The 22,151-nt window shown below is 33.0% G+C and carries 20 protein-coding genes and 1 pseudogene; 5 read left to right on the top strand and 16 right to left on the bottom strand.

Going from position 1 to position 22,151, the window contains the following annotated elements; all coding sequences use genetic code 11:
• Nucleotides 1-413: 413 nt before the first annotated feature.
• The 8 genes from KA830_RS13050 to KA830_RS13015 all read right to left on the bottom strand — a co-directional run bounded on the left by KA830_RS13050 (nucleotide 414) and on the right by KA830_RS13015 (nucleotide 9,267).
• Complete coding sequence (locus tag KA830_RS13050; RefSeq protein ID WP_210134303.1) at nucleotides 414-1,580, bottom strand: nitrate/nitrite transporter; 1,167 nt, start codon at nucleotides 1,578-1,580, stop codon at nucleotides 414-416.
• Between the two features lie 146 nt (nucleotides 1,581-1,726).
• Nucleotides 1,727-2,428 (bottom strand): respiratory nitrate reductase subunit gamma, encoded by a 702-nt coding sequence (gene narI, locus KA830_RS13045; RefSeq protein WP_210123083.1) that lies wholly within the window; start codon nucleotides 2,426-2,428, stop codon nucleotides 1,727-1,729.
• 42 nt (nucleotides 2,429-2,470) lie between these two features.
• The gene (narJ, locus tag KA830_RS13040) at nucleotides 2,471-3,070 is read right to left on the bottom strand and encodes a nitrate reductase molybdenum cofactor assembly chaperone (RefSeq protein WP_096808010.1); all 600 of its coding nucleotides are present in this window, start codon (nucleotides 3,068-3,070) and stop codon (nucleotides 2,471-2,473) included.
• Entirely contained in the window at nucleotides 3,067-4,584 is a 1,518-nt protein-coding gene (gene narH, locus KA830_RS13035) for a nitrate reductase subunit beta (RefSeq protein WP_096808009.1), read from the bottom strand. The genes narJ and narH overlap by 4 nt, the downstream gene beginning before the upstream one ends.
• Nucleotides 4,574-8,254, bottom strand: coding sequence for a nitrate reductase subunit alpha (locus tag KA830_RS13030; RefSeq protein WP_210134302.1), 3,681 nt, complete (start codon nucleotides 8,252-8,254; stop codon nucleotides 4,574-4,576). The genes narH and KA830_RS13030 overlap by 11 nt, the downstream gene beginning before the upstream one ends.
• A 4-nt stretch (nucleotides 8,255-8,258) precedes the next feature.
• Nucleotides 8,259-8,525, bottom strand: coding sequence for a hypothetical protein (locus KA830_RS13025; protein WP_119517829.1), 267 nt, complete (start codon nucleotides 8,523-8,525; stop codon nucleotides 8,259-8,261).
• 18 nt (nucleotides 8,526-8,543) lie between these two features.
• The gene (locus KA830_RS13020; protein WP_210134301.1) at nucleotides 8,544-8,846 is read right to left on the bottom strand and encodes a hypothetical protein; all 303 of its coding nucleotides are present in this window, start codon (nucleotides 8,844-8,846) and stop codon (nucleotides 8,544-8,546) included.
• 1 nt (nucleotide 8,847) lies between these two features.
• Nucleotides 8,848-9,267 carry a hemerythrin domain-containing protein gene (locus KA830_RS13015; protein ID WP_119517831.1) on the bottom strand — a complete coding sequence of 140 codons (420 nt, stop codon included), beginning with the start codon at nucleotides 9,265-9,267 and terminating at the stop codon, nucleotides 8,848-8,850.
• 216 nt (nucleotides 9,268-9,483) lie between these two features.
• Between KA830_RS13015 and KA830_RS13010 the strand changes: the two genes are divergently transcribed.
• The gene (locus tag KA830_RS13010) at nucleotides 9,484-10,629 is read left to right on the top strand and encodes a globin domain-containing protein (protein ID WP_210134300.1); all 1,146 of its coding nucleotides are present in this window, start codon (nucleotides 9,484-9,486) and stop codon (nucleotides 10,627-10,629) included.
• Between the two features lie 15 nt (nucleotides 10,630-10,644).
• Entirely contained in the window at nucleotides 10,645-10,818 is a 174-nt protein-coding gene (locus KA830_RS13005) for a hypothetical protein (protein WP_096808003.1), read from the top strand.
• 131 nt (nucleotides 10,819-10,949) lie between these two features.
• On the opposite strand, the gene KA830_RS13000 is transcribed toward KA830_RS13005, so the two are convergent.
• The gene (locus KA830_RS13000) at nucleotides 10,950-11,504 is read right to left on the bottom strand and encodes a DUF488 domain-containing protein (protein ID WP_210134299.1); all 555 of its coding nucleotides are present in this window, start codon (nucleotides 11,502-11,504) and stop codon (nucleotides 10,950-10,952) included.
• Nucleotides 11,505-11,875: 371 nt separating this feature from the next.
• Nucleotides 11,876-12,550 (bottom strand): IS6 family transposase, encoded by a 675-nt coding sequence (locus KA830_RS12995; RefSeq protein WP_053464662.1) that lies wholly within the window; start codon nucleotides 12,548-12,550, stop codon nucleotides 11,876-11,878.
• A gap of 88 nt (nucleotides 12,551-12,638) precedes the next feature.
• Between KA830_RS12995 and KA830_RS12990 the strand changes: the two are divergent.
• A pseudogene (locus tag KA830_RS12990) lies at nucleotides 12,639-13,145 on the top strand (HsdM family class I SAM-dependent methyltransferase); the annotation flags it as partial.
• Between the two features lie 272 nt (nucleotides 13,146-13,417).
• On the opposite strand, the gene KA830_RS12985 reads toward KA830_RS12990, so the two are convergent.
• The 6 genes from KA830_RS12985 to KA830_RS12960 all read right to left on the bottom strand — a co-directional run bounded on the left by KA830_RS12985 (nucleotide 13,418) and on the right by KA830_RS12960 (nucleotide 20,043).
• A complete protein-coding gene (locus KA830_RS12985; protein ID WP_053464664.1) occupies nucleotides 13,418-14,716 on the bottom strand; it encodes a dihydrolipoamide acetyltransferase family protein in 1,299 nt (432 codons plus the stop codon).
• 18 nt (nucleotides 14,717-14,734) lie between these two features.
• Nucleotides 14,735-15,775: an alpha-ketoacid dehydrogenase subunit beta gene (locus tag KA830_RS12980; RefSeq protein ID WP_053464665.1), complete on the bottom strand. Its 1,041-nt coding sequence runs from the start codon at nucleotides 15,773-15,775 to the stop codon at nucleotides 14,735-14,737.
• A gap of 15 nt (nucleotides 15,776-15,790) precedes the next feature.
• On the bottom strand, nucleotides 15,791-16,738 hold the full coding sequence (locus tag KA830_RS12975; protein ID WP_011274553.1) for a thiamine pyrophosphate-dependent dehydrogenase E1 component subunit alpha: 948 nt from the start codon (nucleotides 16,736-16,738) through the stop codon (nucleotides 15,791-15,793).
• A gap of 38 nt (nucleotides 16,739-16,776) precedes the next feature.
• Complete coding sequence (gene lpdA, locus KA830_RS12970; protein ID WP_053464666.1) at nucleotides 16,777-18,129, bottom strand: dihydrolipoyl dehydrogenase; 1,353 nt, start codon at nucleotides 18,127-18,129, stop codon at nucleotides 16,777-16,779.
• 331 nt (nucleotides 18,130-18,460) lie between these two features.
• Nucleotides 18,461-19,318, bottom strand: a complete 858-nt coding sequence (locus tag KA830_RS12965) for a hypothetical protein (protein ID WP_226956012.1) — start codon at nucleotides 19,316-19,318, stop codon at nucleotides 18,461-18,463.
• Nucleotides 19,319-19,338: 20 nt separating this feature from the next.
• A complete protein-coding gene (locus tag KA830_RS12960) occupies nucleotides 19,339-20,043 on the bottom strand; it encodes an FRG domain-containing protein (protein ID WP_210134298.1) in 705 nt (234 codons plus the stop codon).
• A gap of 100 nt (nucleotides 20,044-20,143) precedes the next feature.
• On the opposite strand from KA830_RS12960, the gene KA830_RS12955 reads away from it, so the two are divergent.
• Both KA830_RS12955 and KA830_RS12950 read left to right on the top strand, forming a co-directional pair.
• A complete protein-coding gene (locus KA830_RS12955) occupies nucleotides 20,144-21,703 on the top strand; it encodes a hypothetical protein (protein WP_107517856.1) in 1,560 nt (519 codons plus the stop codon).
• 154 nt (nucleotides 21,704-21,857) lie between these two features.
• Entirely contained in the window at nucleotides 21,858-22,127 is a 270-nt protein-coding gene (locus KA830_RS12950) for a hypothetical protein (protein WP_031838353.1), read from the top strand.
• Nucleotides 22,128-22,151: the final 24 nt, after the last annotated feature.

The following is a 22,151-nucleotide window of genomic DNA, read 5'->3' as shown; positions in this document are numbered from 1 at the left end:
TTGAATGAATTGTATCATATATTGCATATCTTATGAATAATAAATATTAGAACCGAAAAGTGACACTTTAACTGATAGTAAGGGGCTGTGTACATACGAGTGATTTATAGATTCTTTGAGAATACGACTTAAAGCGATTTTAATTTGTCAGTTCATTGCATTTTGTTTTTTTAACAATTTCACCAATAAGAAGAACCTTATAAAAACCGCATCATTTATGATACGCTTCTGCTTATCATTTAACGATGAGGTTTTTTTAAGTTTTAAATAAATCAAATAAAGCTCTTATTCGTTAATTTATCAGTTGAAAAGAAACATAATAAAAAGTATCAACCTTTTAAAGTTGATACTCTTTTAACCTCTCTTTAAATCTAAGACTTTCCACAATAATTTTTTTCTTTAACTTCATTAAATTAATTTTTAAATTCTACATCATATTCTTTTTTATATAAATGAATCATTGTAATAAAAGCAATAACACCAAATATAGCTAATAAAATAAATGCTAGGTGACTTGAACCTGTCAAAGATGAAGTATATGTAATTACTAGTGGAGGGAAAAATCCTCCCAATCCGCCCATCATCGATACGACACCATTTGCTGATCCTGCTGCATTTTGGAAGTATGTTGGTACTAATTTAAATATTAGGCCATTACCAATACCTGCGCAAAAACTAATTAACAAACATCCTATTGTAAATAATGCAATGTGACTTGAGATACCTAATATAACAGCACCAACAATTAAAAATATAAAGTCCACCATTAATGATTTTACAGCATTTATTTTATCACCAATAACACCACCTATAGGTCTTAGAAATGTTGCTAATGCAATAAAAATGCCTGTGCGAATACCTGCGTCTACTTTATCTATACCAAAATGATTGACTAAGTAATTAGGTAAAAATAAACCAAATGCTACAAACGAACCAAAAGTAATAAAATACCAAAAGCTTAAATAATATGTTTTATAGTTAGCGGCAAGTCCAAATATCTGTTTTATTGAAACTTTTACTCTTTTCTCTTTGCCATCACCAAGGAAAAACATCAAAATGGCAAACAAAGCAATTATAACTAAATAAAAACGTACAGTAGTTTGCCAACCAAATACACCTGCTATTGGAGGAGCTAAAAAAGCAGATACAGCAGTTCCAATATTACCTATGCCATAAATACCATTTGCTAGACCCACCTTATTTTTATCGAAATATTTTGGCACAGAAGTAACACCAACCGAGAAAACAGCACCTCCAACACCTAAAAAAAATCCAGAGATCATTAATACACTTGACGATTGTGCTTGTCCTAATAAATAAATCGGGAAAAGTAAAATAACAAAACTCCAGAAAAATACCCATTTAGCACCAATAAGATTGGTCAGGTATCCAAACGGTACTCTTAATATTGAACCAAGTATAACAGGTATGGCTATAATTACAGATAATTGTGTTTCAGAAATTTTTATATCTTGTGATATATAAGGCATAAGTGGAGATATAATACTCCATGCCATAAATCCCACTACTAAACTTAAAGTTTGCAAACCAAGTTGAAAACTACCATTTGTCTTATACATGCTATCACCTTCACCCATTTGTATTTTGTTGATATTTCTAAAATAGATAACCTTTAATTTGAATTACACAAATGAATACTTATAACGAAATTAAGTCAAATTTTAAATTTAAAAAATATCGAATAACTTTACCTATTTTTAATATTTTATAAATTCTTTTTTCTGCTTTGGTATTGGTTTCTAGCTCTATACTGTTGAGGTACACGTTTTAAGTATTTTATAGGAAAACTGAATATGTGTATTAAATTCGTAAATGGAATAGAAGCAAACAATAAAAATGCTGAAATCACATGTAATCTAAAGATTAAAGGAGCTTCCCCCATTAAATTATATTTAGGTTGGAAAATAAATAAACTTCTAAACCATGGACCTATTGTAGCTCTATATTCATATGCAATGACAGTAGTATTATATATAATTGTCATATAAGCACCTATTGCTGCAACTACTAAAACCATTATCAATGAGAAATAATTACCAAAAGACGTATGAGCACGAATTCTTTCGTCTGTTATTTTTCTATATAATAAAATAATGTCACCTACTACAATCATCAATCCTGCGAAACCACCAGCAACAATAGCTCCAAAATGATACATATGATCTGTAATACCTATAAATTCATAAAATTCCATAGGTATTACCATTCCCATCACATGACCAACGAAGGCAAAGACAATCCCCCAATGAAATAATAAAGAGCCAAATTTTAGTTTTTTTCTCTCAAAAAATTCTGTAGAAGGTGCTGTCCAACTCAATTGTCGAAATGCATATCGGTATAAAACACCCAAAATCATTATGGCAAGCGTAATGTAGGGAAAGATTATCCACCATATAATATTTGTCATAGAATTTCCTCCATATTAATTGGGATGATAAAACAAAATTCCTTATTCATACATTATTGGATAAGGCATATTTTCAGTGTCAGGATCTTCTTTTTTGATTTCTTCCATTTCTTCAGTTGTAGGTTTATCAAACACAAAATCAGTAAGTAAATTTAAAATATTTTTATAAGGATTCTTTTTATCTAGTGATTGATTAACTTGCCATGTAGCCTTTCCTAAACGTTTCATAAGTTTGTTGTGAATCTTCTCATCAGTAGATACAGCTAAAAGTTCATATAAAGATGGTAGATAATCAGCAAGTTGTTTTTCGTCTCGTTCCAATCCAGCTTGACTAATAATAACTTGGATTTGAATTAATCCGCCACCTCTCATAGAATCATCACCATACTCATGAGCTGTTAAATAAAGCCCTGTATCTTCTTGCCAATCAAAAGTACTTACATATAATTGTTGGATGTCTTTTAAAGAATAGCTTTCTAAATCATTAAATACTAAATTTATTAAATTTTTTGCATCTTGTGAATCAACGTCATTTTTATATAAATCTTTCAATTCTCTATATTCACTCAGTCTATTTTTTTCAGGATAATCGAGAAGATATGCCGCGATAAACAAAATAACTTGCTGTTCTTCGCTTATCATTTTCTAGCCTCGCTTCCATATTTCATCCTCATCATAGCTGGATGTAATCCTTCTGGAGGCGCTAAATCTTCTAAACTACAAGCCCCTTGTTCATAATAATTTTCTTCTTTATTTTCTCGACGTCCTGTAGGAATAACAAATCGTTTTTCATATTTCGCTACCCCGAGTAAATCTGCCATATCTTCTAGTTCATCAACAGTCAATCCAGACTCTTTTAACAATTTGCTATGCTCTACTTCACTTATACCACCAACATTTTTTGAACGCATATGAACGCGCATTGCTGCTGTTTTTAGTAAAGTTTGTCGTATAACTTCTGTATCCCCCGCCGAAAGAATAGAAGCTAAATATTCAAGCGGTATACGCATATCATCAACTGCTGGAATATAACCATCTGCACTCAATTGATTTTCATTTGTAATATGACTCATAATTGGGCTTAATGGTGGAACGTACCAAACCATTGGCATCGTTCTATATTCTGGATGCAACGGTAAAGCAATTTTCCATTTTATAGCCATTTTATAAACTGGTGATTGCTGAGCAGCTTCAATCCAAGCATCAGTAATACCTTCTTCTTTTGCTTTTGCAATGACTTCTTCATCAAAGGGATCACAAAAACAATCTAGTTGTGCTTGATATAAATCTTGTGGATCTTCAACTGAAGCTGCTTCTTTCACTTTATCTGCATCATATAGCACTACACCAATATATCTAATACGTCCTACACACGTTTCTGAACATATAGTAGGCAGCCCTGCTTCCGTTCTCGGATAACAGAAATTACATTTTTCTGCTTTATGTGAATTCCAATTGTAATAGACTTTATGATAGGGGCAACCGCTCATACAAAAACGCCATCCTCTACATTCTTCCTGATCAACTAAAACTACACCATCTTCATCACGTTTATATAATGCACCTGAAGGACATGAAGCTACGCAAGATGGATTTAAACAATGTTCGCAAATTCTTGGTAAATACATCATAAAAGTTTTCTCATATTCCATAGCAACATGCTCTTGTTTCATTTTATCTATGTTTGGATCCATAGGAACAATTTCACTACCACCTGCTAAATCATCGTCCCAGTTTGGTCCCCATTCAGGCTTATCTATAAATTTACCAGTAATTTTTGATTTTGGACGCGCTACAGGAAGATTTTTAGTTCTAGGTGCAAAATGAAGGCGGGCAAAATCATGTGTCCATGGTTCAAAATAATCATCTATTGTAGCCATATCTGGGTTATAGAATATATTAGCAAGTTTTTGAATAGGACCACCTGCTTTTAGTTTCAACCGTCCATTTTTCATTTCCCAACCACCTTTAAATCGGTCTCTATCTTCCCATCTTTTAGGGTAACCGGGACCTGGGCGGGTTTCTACGTTATTAAAATACATATATTCTGTCCCAGGACGATTTGTCCACGTATTTTTACAAGTTACACTACATGTATGACAACCTATACATTTGTCTAAATGCATAACCATTGCTACTTGTGATTTAATCTTCAAGCCAATCAACCTCCTTGAGTGGTCTAACAATTGAAACTGTGTCACGTTGATTTCCTGTTGGACCATAATAATTAAAGCCATAACTCAATTGCGCATAACCGCCTATCATATGTGTTCCTTTTGGATGTATGCGTGTAACACTATTATGTGTCCCGCCACGTTTTTTATTAATTGTATTACCTGGAACACCCATTACTCTATCCTGAGCATGATGCATGTAAGCAACACCTTGAGGAATTCTATATGTCGTAACAGCTCTGGCAACAACAGCCCCATTACGATTATATAATTCAATCCAATCATTATCATATATACCTATAGAATTCGCATCATCTTCGTTTAACCACACCGTTTGCCATCCACGGAACAATTGTGTCATTTGATCAGTATCAGTAAACATTGTATGAATACCCCATTTTTGATGTGGCGTCAAATAACGTAGCTTTATTGATTTCCCTGTATCTGTTATTCCTTTTTCATTTTTTAAATAAGGACCTGAATATAGTGGCGGGATATATAACGGTAATCCTTCACCATAATCAAGCATGACTTCATGATCTAAATAAAAACTTTGTCTGCCTGTTAAAGTATGCCATGGTAGTTTAAATTCTACATTAGATGTGAATGGTGAATAACGTCTGCCATCATTTTCTAAACCAGTCCATACAGGTGTTGAAATTGTTTGACGTGGTTGTACAGTAATATCATCTAATGTTAAATCTTCTTCTTCACGACCTTTTGAAACAAATTCAAAATCTTTACCTGTCTTTTCTTTTAGTGATTTCCAACCTTCTACAGCACGTTTACCATTTGTAGCACCTGACATAAGTAGAATCGCATTACAAGCTTGTTTTGCTGTTCTCATATCAGGAAGACCTTTACCTATATTTTCCCTATCCGCTTTCCCGAGTCTTTTGAGCAGTTCATCATACACCGGTTGACCTGGTATTTTTACACCTTTGGCACCGTATCCATTTTTTAAATTTGGACCTATTGTTGACCACATATCATAAATGTTTGGATAATCTCTTTCTACAATTGCAAAATTCGGCATTGTTTGTCCTGGAATAGCTTCAATTTCACCTTTTCTCCAGTCTTTAACTTTTCCATATGGCTGTGCCAATTCTGACTTAGTATCATGTCCAAGTGGTTGCATAACTAAATCTTCACTTTTAGGTAAATAATCTTTAGCTAATTCTGAAAATGTTCTTGCAATCTCTCTAAAAGCGTCCCAATCACTCTTGGTTTCCCAAGGTGGCGTAATAGCTTGGTTAAATGGATGGACAAATGGATGCATATCCGTTGAACTTAAGTCATTTTTCTCATACCAAGTAGCTGCAGGTAATACAATATCAGAAAATAATCCTGAGCTTGTCATACGGAAATCCATACTTATTAATAAATCAACTTTACCTTCTGCCGGGGTATCATTTAAGTGAATATTTTTTGGTTGCCAAGAATTTTTTGTATCCGTTAAGATCGAATCATCCCCACCAATCATGTGTTTCACAAAATATTCGTGACCTTTACCACTGTCTCCAAGTAAATTTGAACGCCAATTAAAAAACACTTTAGGGAAAGTGCGTTCATCATCTGGGTTTTCTATAGCCCAATTTAACTCACCTTCTGCTAATTGTTTAGCGATATCATTAATAGCTTCAGTATCATCAAGATTTCGTTTTCTTGCATCATTAATTACATCTAAGCTATTCTCAGTTAGTTGTGGATACCCAGGTAACCATCCTAATCTCACTGATAATGCATTAAAATCTGCAGGGTGCATATTACTAAATTTTCCACCCCAATCAAAATTATCTTGATCTTCATCAGATTCATATCTGAATTGATCTGTTGCAAAGTAAAAATACGAAGTCCCATTCATATGTCTAGGTGTGCCTTTCCAATCATTGGCAAAGGCGACTTGAGCAAATCCTTCCGAAGGTCTTACTTTTTCTTGACCAACATAATGAGCCCAACCACCTCCATTAACACCTTCTGTACCGCACAGCATAATAATATTAAGTATTGCTCTATAAATTTGGTCACTATGATACCAATGGTTTGTACCTCCACCCATCGCTATCATAGCCTTACCTTTAGTTAATTCAGCAGTTTGCGCAAACTCACGAGCAACTTGAATCACATGCTCTTTTTTCACACCAGTGATTCCTTCTTGCCATGCTGGTGTATAAGGTACAGTAGAATCATCATAAGTAACATGTACATTTTCATCTAAACCTCGGTCTACACTTGTATGAGCCATCATCAAATCATATACTGTAGTCACTAAAAGATCATTACCATTCTTATCTTTAATTACTTTAGTTGGTACTTTATGCGTTATTGATGAATTATCTTTTGTTGCAAAATGCGGGAAATCAACTGAATCTATGTTGTCAGATATATCTATAAAACTAAGTATAGGATTGATTTCATTTCCTGATTCATCTTCTAATTCTAAATTCCAATTTTGTTTTCCATCCCATTGATGGCCTGCGCTACCAATTGGAACAACAGGTTTTTGTGTATTTTCATCCCACACTACCGTTTTCCAATCTCCTAAATTATATTCACTAGATAAATCTGCAGCTCTCAAGAAATTGTCTGCTCTCAGACTTCCGTTTATATCTTTCAATTGGACAAGAAATGGTAAATCTGTGTATTGTTTTACATATTGAGTAAAATAAGGTACTTCTCTATCAACATAGAATTCTTTCAAAATAACATGTGTCATTGCCATAGCAAGTGCACCATCTGTGCCTTCTTTTGCTGGTAACCACATATCGGCAAATTTTTCATATTCAGCGTAATCAGGACTAACACCAACAACTTTAGTACCTGCATAGCGAGATTCAACCATAAAGTGTGCGTCAGGAGTTCTTGTTTGTGGTAAATTTGTCCCCCATATGATGAAATATTTAGAATTATACCAATCTGCACTTTCTGGAACATCAGTTTGATCGCCCCACACTTGAGGAGAAGCAGGAGGTAAATCAGCATACCAGTCATAAAAACTAATAATTGTTCCACCAATTAAAGATAAAAATCGAGTCCCTCCTGCGTAACTTATCATTGACATAGCTGGAATAGGTGAAAATCCAGCAATACGATCTGGACCATATTTTTTTATAGTATAAATAGATGAAGCAGCTATCATTTGACAAATATCCTTCCAACTTCCTCTTATGAAGCCACCTTTTCCACGTGCCTTAATATACTTCTGTCTTTTTTCTCTATCATTAACAATGTTTTCCCATGCTTGAACTGGATTTTGTACTTCTTCAAGTTCATTTTCCCATAATTCATATAAGTCTTTACGAATATATGGATATTTAACTCTAGTTGGACTATACGTATACCATGAATAGCTTGCCCCTCTAGGACAGCCACGTGGTTCATATTGTGGAAAATTATCCCCAGTAGAAGGATAATCAATTTGTTGAGTTTCTTGAGTGACAATGCCATCTTTCACATAAATCTTCCAACTACAAGATCCAGTGCAATTAACACCATGAGTCGAACGCACTACTTTGTCATGTTGCCAACGATTGCGATAGATACTTTCCCAATCGCGAGGTCTAGGACTTTCTTCAGTCCAGTTATTGTTTATTAAATTTCCACGTTTCAAATGTTTCAGTTTATGTAGTAATTTATTATGTTTTTTATCCATCAAGTCATCCCCTATTACCTTTAGAATTTGGATTAAACCTTTCACCTGTAATCTTAAATGCTCCGTTACCTTCTTTTAGTTCTTCAATAAAAATTTCAAATGTTGGTGCATTTGCAGCAACTAAGATGAGTCGTTCAATTGTATTATTGTCGTTAATATTATAGATTTTCTCTATCATTTCGCCAGAAATTGAGCCAAATCTCATACGCAAAATACCTATTAAGTCTTCTCTATCCTCTATAAGCATTGCTTCATTTTCCATTGAAAACATATAATCCCCCCATATTCATTATGGCATTATCATTTTGAAATATTCTGAAATAAATATTCGATGACATGCTGCTGTTGTATATTTAAAAAAATTCAATATATCATTATATGGCGCTTCAAGCGCTTGTTTCTTAAAATAACAACTTGTACCATGTTTAAATGTTTCACCATAACGGATAGAAATTTCTAAATTATCCCCATCTACAATTGCAGTAGCATCAACGTCAAAAAAATGTATATTATTCTTTTCCAATTCATTCACCATTAAGTTATATATATCTTCATTAACAAATCTTAATGGTTTTTCCTTTTTTTGTATCATTTTATCCCTTCTCCTTACTCGCAACCCAAGCTTCTTCATCTTCATTGTGTAAATCATCCACTTCTATCATGGTATAAAATTTTACCAATACCTCATGATTCATTTCCTCATTTTTTAATGCTAACTTAATTTGTTTTGCTAATTTTCTTAATAAGTCATGGTCTCTTTGAAGTCTGTGCATAATTTTTATTTGAGAAGGATCATCTCCTGCTAATTCAGGGTATAATCCTTCTTCTTCAACGTCAGCATGAGCAAGAACTCTTGCTTCCCAATGTTCTAATAAAACATATGCAATTTCTAAAGCTTTAGCTTTTTGATTCATCGTGTTTTTTAGCATTTCTGTAATTTCTCTAGCTTCGTTTAAAGAAGCTTCATGGATTGAATTATGACTTTCGGACTTTTTCAAACTAGGACCTGCCATTTAACCTCTTCCTTTCAAATACACTTACATTATCTCCTCATAATGTAACGATACACCTTATTATTATTGCAAGCAACTCTATTCACAAGAAAATTTTACATGTATTATTTTAAAAATATAAATATTGCTAAAATTTTCACAATTTAAGCCAATAGTTTATTGAATTGTATTTATTTTAGTGGTTCAATGGAATTAAAGAACAAAAGGAGGAATTTGATGCTTACGAAAGAAGAAAAAGATATTATTCAACAAACCGTACCTCTATTACAAGAAAAGGGTGTAGAAATTACTTCAATTTTTTATCCTAAAATGTTCAAAGCTCATCCTGAATTATTAAATATGTTTAATCAAACAAATCAAAAAAGAGGCATGCAATCATCGGCTTTAGCGCAAGCTGTTTTAGCTGGGGCTGCTAACATTGATAACTTAGATGCGATTAAACCTGTAATTATGCCTGTTGCTTATAAACACTGTGCTTTACAAGTTTATCCTGAACATTATCCCATTGTCGGTGAAAATTTAATCAAAGCAATACAAGATGTTACAGGATTAGAAGATAATGATCCTATCATCCAAACATGGGTTAAAGCTTATGGAGAGCTTGCAGATGCATTTATACAGATTGAAAAAAGCATATATGATCAAATGTTATGGATTGGCTTTAAACCTTTTAAAGTTTCTAAAATCAAACAAGAGTCTCAAGATGTTAAATCATTTACAATTGAATCTTCAGAGTATGATTTAAGCCAATTTAAACCTGGACAATATATTACTGTAGATCTTTCTAGTGAAAAACTACCTTATCGAGCTAAACGTCACTATTCAATTACTTCTGGTGATGAAAATCATTTAACTTTTGGTGTTAAACGGGATACAACTGACGAATACGAAGGAGAAGTTTCAACCATTTTACACGATGAAGTCAATGAAGGTGATATGATTAATTTGGCTGCACCTGTCGGTGGCTTTGTTTTAGAAGATACAAGTCATCCAAAACTATTCATAGGGTCTGGAATTGGAGTAACGCCTTTGGTAGCGATTTTTAATCAAGCCTCTTCAGAAGGCCTTGAATCACAAATGATACAGGTTGGAAGTGATGAGGCACACCTACCTTTTAAAGAAGATTTTGAAATGATTGCTCATAACAACGTTAGTGCAAAATTAGAGACACATCTAAAAAGTAAACATGGCTACTTCAATTCTGATAATCTAAAAAACTACTTAATAAATGACCCTGAAATTTATATCTGTGGTGGAACGAGCTTTTTACACTCCATTATAGATGCATTAAAAGCTCTAGATCATGATATGAACCACGTTCATTATGAAACATTTGTGCCGAGATTAAGTGTCGAAGTTTAAAGGGAGTTATCAAATATGAAAATCAATCAAAGATATATTAAAGTATTTGTGCTGTATTTAATAAGTAATTTAATTTCAAATATACTCGTTAAAAATAACAATTTAATTAAAGTAATGTCGCAAATATTTATAGGTTACACACTTTTTGCTTTAGGTTTAAAATATTTAAAAAAATTAAAAACAAACTAAATTTTTATAAATTTACCAATCAAGGTTAAGTATATTTATACTTAACCTTTTTATTATAGTTAATGATAGTTTAACATTTAAAAAATGGTAGCTTGCTTTGTTAATATTAAATTTGGATTATTTATATAAAATTACTCTGTTGTAGTTGGATATACAACTTCTCCGTCATATTCAATAATAGGTAAAGCTCCCCACTGCCCTAATTCATGCGGTATTAGCGCTACTTTATCATTATTATTTGCAATAATATGAACGACTTTTTCATTATGCAACTCTAGCCAATTACTAATAATCAAACGATGACATCGTGAAGGATGACGTTCTGCACATAACAAAGCAACCATATGATTTTCTTTCTCTTTCATCAATATATTGATACCTTCTTTAAAATTTTTAGTCAAAGTATAATCTGCATAATTGTGAAATGATTGATTTTGCCACCCAGCATTCAAATTTTCTCCAACTATATTTGAACGTTTGCTTCTTCCACCTAGCAATGAAATGTGTTTGTATTTTACATTATGTTCTTTTAACCAAACAGAGAACTCATTTCGATTATACTGTGGATTGTTTTTACTATTTGGAAATGATCTCACATCAATAATTTTTGTTATCTTCGCTTGTTCTAACATCTTTAGAAATGTATCAAGCGTATAATTATAATGGCCTATCGTAAATATTGTCATTTTATTTTACCCTCCATGACTTATAAAATATAAGTGTTTTTAAGAAGTATATATCATACAATATAATTTTTAGTTTTATTTGTGGTAGGGCTCCCCTTATCAATGATTTTGCTAAAAATTTTCCTTATTTTATATCTTTGCTACTTTTGCTTTTATTAAATAGCGTATTACCTAAAAATGCTAATACTAGTGCTATGTATGTAGAAACAAACACTTTACTTACCAATCCGAAAAGAATTTCATTTGTATTTATAAATTTAACTTCTTTGGTTTTGGATATTACTATCCCACTTCCCTGAGATAAATTATCTGGTTCTGTTGCAAAGTTGAAAAATAAATGTCTAATCTCAATTTTAAAATAATACTTTGTGTTAACTTGTTAGCATGATGCTAATTTCATGGCATGGCGAAAATCCGTAGATCTGAAGAGTCCTGCGGTTCTTTTTATATAGACCGTATATACATTCAATACCTTTTAAAGTATTCTTTGCCGTATTAATACTTTGATATCTTGTCTTTCTTACTTTAATATGACGGTGATCTTGCTCAATGAGGTTATTGAGATATTTCGATGTACAATGACAGTCGGGATTCAGTTTAAACGCTTTAATTACTTTAGCCATTGCTACCTTCGTTGAAGGTGCCTGATCTGTAATCACCTTTTGAGGTTTACCAAATTGTTTAATGAGACGTTTGATAAACGCATATGCTGCATGATTATCTCGTTGCTTACGCAACCAAATATCTAACGTATGTCCCTCTGCATCAATGGCACGATATAAATAGCTCCATTTTCCTTTTATTTTGATGTATGTCTCATCAATACGCCACTTATAATAGGCTTTTTTATGCTTTTTCTTCCAAATCTGATACAAAATTGGGGCATATTCTTGAACCCAACGGTAGACCGTTGAATGATGAACGTTTACACCACGTTCCCTTAATATTTCAGATATATCACGATAACTCAATGCATATCTTAGATAGTAGCCAACGGCTACAGTGATAACATCTTTACTGAATTGTTTATATCTGAAATAGTTCATACAGAAGACTCCTTTTTATTAAAATTATACTATAAATTCAACTTTGCAACAGAACCAGAAATTGTCTAGCTTATTTTGACAAACGAAATTTTTAAAATATGTATCGGATTCATTTGAAGAAAAGTATGAAGAATTGAAGCAAGATCCTTATGCTGACGAAGAAGATCAAGATGAATACTTAGCGGAAAATATTTTCTGGGTGCCAAAAGAAGCAAGATGGCAATATATCAATGATAATGCGAAAAAACCAGAAATTGGACAAATAATTGATAAAGCCATGATTGCAATTGAAAATGAAAATGAGTCATTAAAAGGTGTGTTACCAAAAGAATATGCACGACCTGCGTTAGATAAAGAAAAATTAGGTGACATTATTGATTTATTTACATTTAAGGTTGGCGATACTGAAAGTCGTAAGCAAGATGTATTGGGCCGAGTGTATGAATACTTTATTGCTAAGTTTGCAAGTGCCGAAGGTAAAAATGCTGGCGAATTCTATACACCATCATCAATTGTAAAGTTATTAGTTGAGATGATTGAACCTAATAAAGGACGCATTTACGATCCATGTTGTGGTTCAGGGGGCATGTTTGTACCCCTTTTACCTTTGAAGTTGTTTTCATCCCTTAATACACTTAGTTATGAACATAATCACTTGTTTAATGTGTAAACGCTTTTATACCCTTTCAATTATATATTAGAGTTATATTTTTATAATTTCAAATAAACGTAAGTGACAGAATTTTTACTTTTTCAATAAAGGGCTTTGTGTTGTGCGAAAGGATTGGAAGTGTGGTTCGAGACATGAAAAGACCCCCAGCATTGTTTGTGTACTGAGGATCTTAATCAAATTAAATATATTTGTTATTAAAGAATTAAGAGATATGGATTTTCAATATATTTAGCTAATACTTTTAAGAAATCGGCAGCGCTCGCACCATCAAGAATTTGATGATCAAACGTTAAACTTAATGGAATACGTGATACTTGTTTAACACTATCTCCTTCAAGTACAACTTCTTTAGAAAGTGCACCTACACCTAGGATTCCTGTTTCACCCAGGTTAAGAATTGGTGTGAAATATTCGATGCCACTAGTACCCATGTTAGTAATTGTAAAAGTAGCACCTGCCAGTTTAACATCATTTGTATTACCATCACGTACCGCTTCTGCTGAAGATTTAATCTCTTTAGCTAAAGCACCAATACTTTTAGTGTCTGCATTATTTATAACTGGTACCATTAACCCTTCGTCGAGTGACGTTGCTACACCTAAATGAACATCATCATATTCTGTAAGTTGACCATTTTCATATCGAGCATTCATTGCACCATAATCTTTAAGTGCTAAGACGATGGCTTTAGCTAACAATGCTGTGACAGTCAATTTAGTATCTTGATTTGCATTTTCAAGTTCAGCTGATAGTTTGTTTTTGAAATCTAACAAACGGTCAGCATCCACTTTACGATGTAACGTAAGTTGTGCTGTTTCGGCCAAGCTTTGACGCATATTCTGTGCTATACGCTTACGCATTGGATTTAGTCCTTCACCGACATTAGCACTGTTAAATTTAGTGTTCTTATCCTCTTTAGATTGCATATCCTCATTTTTTTCTTCAATATCATATCCTTGCTCTTCTACACGTTGAATATCTAATTTTGTTATACGATTATTACCGCCTGTACCTTGAATTCTAGTGATATCAAAGTTTTTATCCTCTGCCATCTTGCGTGCAAGTGGTGATATAAAGATACGTTTACCATTTTGAGGTTCAACATTATTAGACTTATTTGTATCTTCATCATGATTACTATCATCTTCATTTACAGAAGTTGTATCGTTGGTTTGTTGCTCTTCATCGTCTGATTGTGAGTTATTGGATTCTTCATTATCAGATTCAGTCGTACTACTTGATTCAGTACTTTCTCCTTCATCACCTATAATACCAAGTACAGATTTAACTTCAGTTTCTTCTCCGGCTTGAACTTTAATTTCGAGTAATATACCACTAGCTGGCGCTTCAACGTCTTGAGTCAATTTCTCAGAACTAATCGTACATACACTTTCACCTTGTTCAACCACATCTCCCTCTGCTTTAAACCACTCTTCGACTGTTCCTTCTTTCATTGTCATACCGAGTTTTGGCATAATAATATTTTCGCTCATCGTTCAACACCTCCTTGCCTATGAATTAACTTTTTTCAAGTCTTCAATTAGTTCAGATGCGACATCTAATACTTTATCTACGTTTGGTATATAGGCTTGTTCAAGGTTTGCTGCGAATGGAACTGGTGTATCCGGTGCAGTGACTTTCTTGATTGGTCCGTCTAAATAATCAAAACCAATATCACCAATAACAGATGCAACATCTCCCGCTACATTACATTGTGGATTTGATTCATCAATCACAATTAAACGACCTGTTTTCTTCACTGATTCTAGAACTGTTTCTTTATCCCATGGTGACACAGAACGTAAATCAATAACTTCAACTGAAACGTTATCTTCTTTTAATTTGTCTGCTGTTTGTTCAGCTACTGCCACCATTTTACCGATTGCAACAATTGTTAAATCATCACCTTCACGCGTCACTTTCGCTTTTCCAATTTCTATTGTATAAGGTTCTTCAGGCACATCACCTTTTTGTCCTAATAATGTTTTATCTTCTGAAAAGACTACTAAGTTATCATCTTGTACTGCTGCCATTAATAAACCTTTAGCATCATAAGGATTAGAAGGAACGACTACTTTTACACCAGGTATTGTTGCAAACATGTTATACAATGATTGAGAATGTTGTGCCGCTGCGCCTACACCAGCGCCATGAACTGTACGTACAACTAATGGAATTTTAGCTTTACCACCAAACATGTAACGCATTTTTGCACCTTGGTTCAAAATAGGATCTAAACCGAATCCAATAAAGTCATTGAACATTAATTCTGCAATAGGACGCATACCGGTAGCTGCTGCACCTACAGCAGAGCTGAGTGTAATATGCTCTGCGATTGGTGTGTCAATAACACGATCTCGACTATATTTTTTCGCAAGTCCTTTAGTTACACCAAAAACGCCACCAAATGTATCGTCATCTTTAATATGTTCTACACCTGCACCACCTGAAACGTCCGTACCAATGAGAATAACATTATCATCTTGTTCCATTGATTGATCGATTGCTTCGTTAATTGCACCCATAAATGTTAACTTGCGTTCTTCACTCATAGTTATGACCTCCTTTTAGGCAAATACATCTTCGTGTAATGAATCTACATCTGGTAATTCACTTTCATCTGCATATTTCACTGCATCTTCTACTGCTTGTTCAGCTGCTCGTTCAATTTCATTTAATTCTTCTTCTGTTAACCAACCTTCTTCAAGTGCTTGACGTTTAAAGTCTTCTGTTGCGTTTTTGTCCGCATTACGATCATTTGGTGATTTAACTTTTTGTTCGTCCCCTTCAAAATGACCATATTTACGATACGTGTCACACTCAATTAGCGTAGGGCCTTCACCATTTTTTGCTCGTTCTACAGCTTCTTGCGCTGCTTTATAAACTTCAACGACATCCATGCCATCCACTCTGACACCTGGCATGTTATAAGCTGAAGCACGCTCTGCAATTGTTTCTGAAGCACTGGCATAATCATGTGTTGTACCTTCACCGAATTGGTTGTTTTCACAAACAAAGATAACTGGAAGGTTTAAGATTGAGGCAAAGTTAAGCCCCTCATGGAAATTACCTTCATTGGCTGCACCATCACCAAAGAAACATACAGCAACATTCTTTTTACCTTGATTTCGAATAGAAATACCTGCACCAGTAGCAAGTCCGAAGCCACCACTTACGATACCATTGGCACCGAGCATTCCTTTATCTATTTCTGCAACGTGCATGGAACCACCTTTACCATGACCAAGTCCATCACGTTTACCCATTATCTCCGCCATCATGCCATTAAGGTCACATCCTTTGGCAATTGCATGTCCGTGTCCGCGGTGTGTACTTGTAATATAGTCGTCGTCTTCAAGTTGTGACATTACACCAGTTGCTACAGCTTCTTCGCCTACGTATAAGTGAACAAAACCAGGAATCTTACCGTCACTAAAGATTTTATGCACCTTTTCTTCAAAATATCGAATTTCATTCATCGTTTTATAAATCCAACGTGCTTGTTCTTTTTCCATCGTTAGTTCCTCCTATCATTCATTGATTTGTTCTGTTATCACATATGAATGGCTTTTCCAAAGTATGCATCCGCGCTCTCGCCAATTGCTTCGGATAGAGAAGGATGTGGTTGAATGATGTTAGATAACTCATTCATTGTACCTTCTGAAGCTTTGACACCTAATACTTCACTGATTAAATCTGTAGCATGTGGACCAACAATAAAAGCACCTAAGACCTCTCCATATGCTTTATCAGTTACAATTTTGATAAAGCCTTGTACTTCTCCTTTTACGAGCGCCTTTGCATTTCCTTGAAAAGAAGATTGTGTAACAGATACGTCATAACCCGCTTCTTTAGCTTGAGACTCAGATAAACCAACTGATGCGGCTTCAAGACGAGTATAAATACAACGTGTAATATTGTTTGGAGATACTGGCGTTGGTTTTAATCCAGCCAAAGTTTCAACAACATGTAATCCATGTGAACTCGCTGAATGTGCAAGTTGATAACCCTTAACAAGGTCTCCAATAGCATATACATGATTAATTGTTGTTTGATAATGTTCATCGACTTGTACAAATTTACCATCCATATCGATATCTAGATCTTCAACTACCTTGATGTTCGGTTGTCGACCAGTTGCCACTAATAAAGTATCAAATGAAACATCTTCATGATTATCCAAAATCACTTTAGAGGTTGTTACTTTAGATATCTTTGCGCCTGTTAAAATTCTTATACTTTGATTCTTCAAATGGTCCTTTAACAGTTCACGTACTTCTTCAATCTCGGTGAGAAGAATATCTTCATTAACTTCAATCATGGTAACCTCGACTCCTAAATCAGCCATTGAAGATGCTAACTCAGTAGCTATAACACCACCACCAATAATTGCGAGTTGTTTAGGCAACGTTTCTATATCAAAAAATGTGTCTGTCGTTTCATACTTTATGTCATTTAATCCTTCAATAGGTGGAATAAAAGGTTTACTACCAGTTGCTAGAATAATATCTTTCGCTTGATATGATTGATTACTAACTTTAACTTCTAAATCTTTCGTTACAGTAGCTTCACCCTTAATGAAAGTAACTTTGTTTTTCTTTAATAATTGCTTCACACCACCTGTGAGCGTGCTAACAATGTGTTGTTTCCGTTGCACTAATTTAGAGAAGTTTACTTTCATCCCTTGTGTCTCAATTCCCCAATCATTGGCCTTACGTATATCATGTGCTTTCGTTCCATGTTCGAGTAGTGTTTTAGAAGGTATGCAACCTACGTTTAAACAAGTCCCCCCTGCGTTTGTTTTCTCTACAATTGCAACCTTTTGACCTAATTGTGCAGCGCGAATAGCGGCAACATATCCACCAGGTCCTGCACCAACCACAATCAAATCATATGAGTCCATCATCACTATCACTCACTTCCGTAAGATCATATCGTTGTGCATCCCAAAATATTCTGTAAAAACATAGAAATGAGATATGCCATATTCTCAATGTAAGCGTTTTCTCATTTCTTTAATTACATTCTATACTCTTGATTTTGAATTTTCAAGTAATTGTAAAATTAAATTTTTAGGTTCTGTTGCAAAGTTAAAAATCATGTAATATTTATACTGAAAAACGAAAAATAATTAATACTAACAAAACTCTTTACTGTTAAAACAATATTTGCTTTTATAGTTTTGTATAGATGTGCATATAATTTTAACTTTGCAACAGAACCAATAATTATTTCCTTTAGTATTTCATATGTGAATTTACAAGTTGTGAATGGTTTACATTCATATACAATTCAGGTTTTAATAAATTATCCTCATTGATATTAAAAATAATATATCTAATTTCTTCTTCTTGTCTTAAATGAGGATTTTTAAAAAATAATGAAAAGAAATGAAGCGCTTGTACTATACTCTTTATTATTTCATCCATATCATAAGGATCTTTTTCAAAATTATCATGTGCAACATACCAAGCATGAGCTAATGTAGTAATATATTTAGACTGTACTTCATAATCATATTCCACTTTTAAAGGAAATACATACGCATTACCAACTGTATACTCATCGAGTGTTTTTTTACCTTTTGAGTAATAGCTTGCAAGATGCTCCATTATTTCCTGACTATCAAAACCTAACGCTACATCACCATAATTTGATAATGCTTGCGAATAATCATTTTCACTAAAGGACCATACGTATACATCATCTGGCAAAATAGTATTTAATTCTTCTAATTTGAGGATTATATCATTAGGTGCCCCAAGTAATTTTAATTCTTTTTTCATTAACTCATATACATATTTAATTTCTTTATTATCGTTCATATAATGTATTGATCCTATTAAAAAAGTAGATGATGAAAGAATTCTTTCAAATGCTTCATAGGAAGTGTAATGATATAATTTTTTTAATTTATTTGGGTCTGCATAGAATTCATTTGCAATAATCTCTGGTTGAGCATGTTGATAAAAATTAGAATTTTTATCATAGTAGTCATTTAATAATTGCATACCATCATTATTCATTGATTGCACAGTTGTTTTTACAGATTCTGGTACATTTGGATCTTTAAGCATTTTTGCTAATTCTTTCATACTATTCTCCCCCATACTATTTATTCATTAATTGATTCCAACTCATCGGTTATATTGCTTGACCCGTATGGTTTCGCTTCCATAATCCAATTTACATGGTTTGCTAAACCATCCAAATCAGGAAATAATGATAATTCATTTATTCCATAATATGATAATTCTTCTCTTAACCTTGTTCTATACTTTTTATCAATTATAATTTTAGTTAACTCTTCATTTTTCGATATGTTATCTTCAATTAAAGCAGTTGGTTGATCATGAATTGTAAAAATACCACTTTGCCTTACTACTCTTGTTGCTAACCCATTTGGTTTTACTTTCTTTATCCCCTTGCTCTCAAATGGATGTACTTCCTTTACATTAATATCTGATTTTTTTAAATAAGGATAAATAACAACATCGCAATCCTCAAAGTCTTTCACAGCAAAATATGCTGCTACTAAAGGATTAAAGCTCCAATCTAATAGTCTAGTCGCTAACCCGTGATGCTGGGCAATGGTTAACATATCCCAATCATTATAAGACTCCTTAAGGAAAATCATAGCCTGACGTTGCCATGCATAAAAAGTTTCTTCATCATTGTATTTGTCATACGGCGAACGCCCTGCTTTTGGCACCAAATCCCATTTTTCATTACTATGCCCTCTAAATAACCATAAACTGTTGCCTCTGTAACCATCGAGAACTTCGTGTAATTCTTTAAATGATTTAATTTTTCCTTTCATAAATACCCCCAAAAACAGAACGTACGTTCCCTTTATTTATATAACTATCTTAGCTTATATTTAAATAGAAGTAAATGATAATAAAGGAATGACTATATACATGACACTAAAACTAATTTCAAAGTATAACTCTGAATTCATGCAGGATATAATCAATCAAATAAACATATCGTTAGAAGATATTGAAGGTTCATCAACAATTGAAGTCGAATTCGATAATGAAGGCAATTATACACGTTATCAATTTCAAAATAATAAACTTTATATAAAAAATATTTTACCAAATTTAATTTATTTGTTAGGTATTGATGATGGTGTAGATACTTTTATGCGTGGATTCAACGAAGGATTTTATGAAGTCTTAACAAGGTTTATATATGCCTCAAACTTAGATGATCAATTTGAAGAGTATAAAAATGCAATTTTCACTTATTTGTTCACACCTAAAGGTAAACTAAAGGAACATGTACTATTAAAATTACATAATGATGGATCTATAGCTCTTGACGACACTACTTTTAAAAGAGCTACTGTAAATACTACTTTTGGTTATAAAAATAATATACCTTTTAGATTTTACGATGAAAATAATCCGAATATCACATCACTGGATAATATGCTAAACACTGCTTTTACAATTAAAAATGGTCTCGAACGTAAAAACTATAATTATTCAAATAACTATTCCTCATCATATTCACATGAAGAATGGGAAAACTTAAATATGATTGCTGATATAAGTACACAAGTCAATATAGATTTAAATGACAAAAATAATGAGATATTTCAAAGATATTTCACAAAAGAACAACTTATTTCATCTATAATACAGACACTATTAAATAGGTTCCCTGATATCAACACAGATGAAGAAAAACAGATAACTGCAAATCTAAATTCATTAATTGGTAAATTATCAAAAGACAACATTCGTGGAAGGTTCCCTTTTAGTGATGTACTAACAATTTTGTCTGTTTTTTATTTTAGATATTTGTACATAGACAGTAATACACATGCTAAACACAAAAATGCATCTGGCAACAATAGCTATTTTGCTTTACTATTTAACAAGCAAGAATTAAATATATTAAAAAAGCAAAAAGTTAATTATTCAGAACTCCAAGATTTTGAGGAACAAAAATTAAAATTCAACGCTGATTTTCAACAACTACATAACGACATAGATGAATTAACTGAAAATCACTTACACATTGTCTTCACAGATGACAAATTAGGAAATGAAGATGATGAAGGTGATTTTTCATCTTTTCATATCATCGATAATGAACTTATAAATGCATCAAATTTGTTTATACATAAATTATTTTATATGGATCAGCTACCATTTATGGAAACTTTGCTTAGTACTTTATCAGGTGTTTACACTCATATTTGCGAGAACATGAATTTCTTTCATACAAATGCGCCTATAGAAGTTCTTAATTTGAGTAATCAAATTATAAAAACGACAAAAAAATGGAGTAATACAATAACACCTCTCCATGCTAAAAATGACTTAACTCATAGTAAATCAAATAAGTACGACCTAAACTTATTCATTTATGACTTTAAAATTTCTAGTGAAACTCATCTATCTCTAATTAATTCTATGAATGTAATTGATAATCTAAACTTGAGACAAAAATATTTTAAAAAATAATTACTACAACTCAATCTCTTTAGTACCAATCTTTATTCAACCTAACTGTCTAACCAATCATTCTTGGTTAGACAGTTAGGTTTATTTTTGTGTGATGTAATACACGTAATGAATCTTTATGATTCAGAAAAAATTATAAAGGCGGTAATTACTTATGAAGTATAAACCTATTCGAGTAATACAATTGTATGGAGCATCAAAGAAAGCTGCGAAACAAAAATACAGCGGAGAGACATTCATCTTTAATGACTTAGTAAATCAGGTTGGCACTTTCAACTGTACTACTAATGAAATTAGAGAAGTAGGTCGCATGTTTGGGGCGTGGGAAAGAAAAGGATGCGACGCTCCTATCAAAAGAATTTCTAACAAATCTCCTATCCTGTATCAAAAAATTCGACTTTTTAATACAGGAGGTAAACGCTAATGGCTAACAACATCTTCGAGCAAT

This window comes from Staphylococcus sp. GDY8P119P (genome assembly GCF_017892075.1).
Classification (GTDB): Bacteria; Bacillota; Bacilli; order Staphylococcales; family Staphylococcaceae; genus Staphylococcus; species Staphylococcus ureilyticus.
This window is presented reverse-complemented; position numbering and strand designations above follow the sequence as displayed.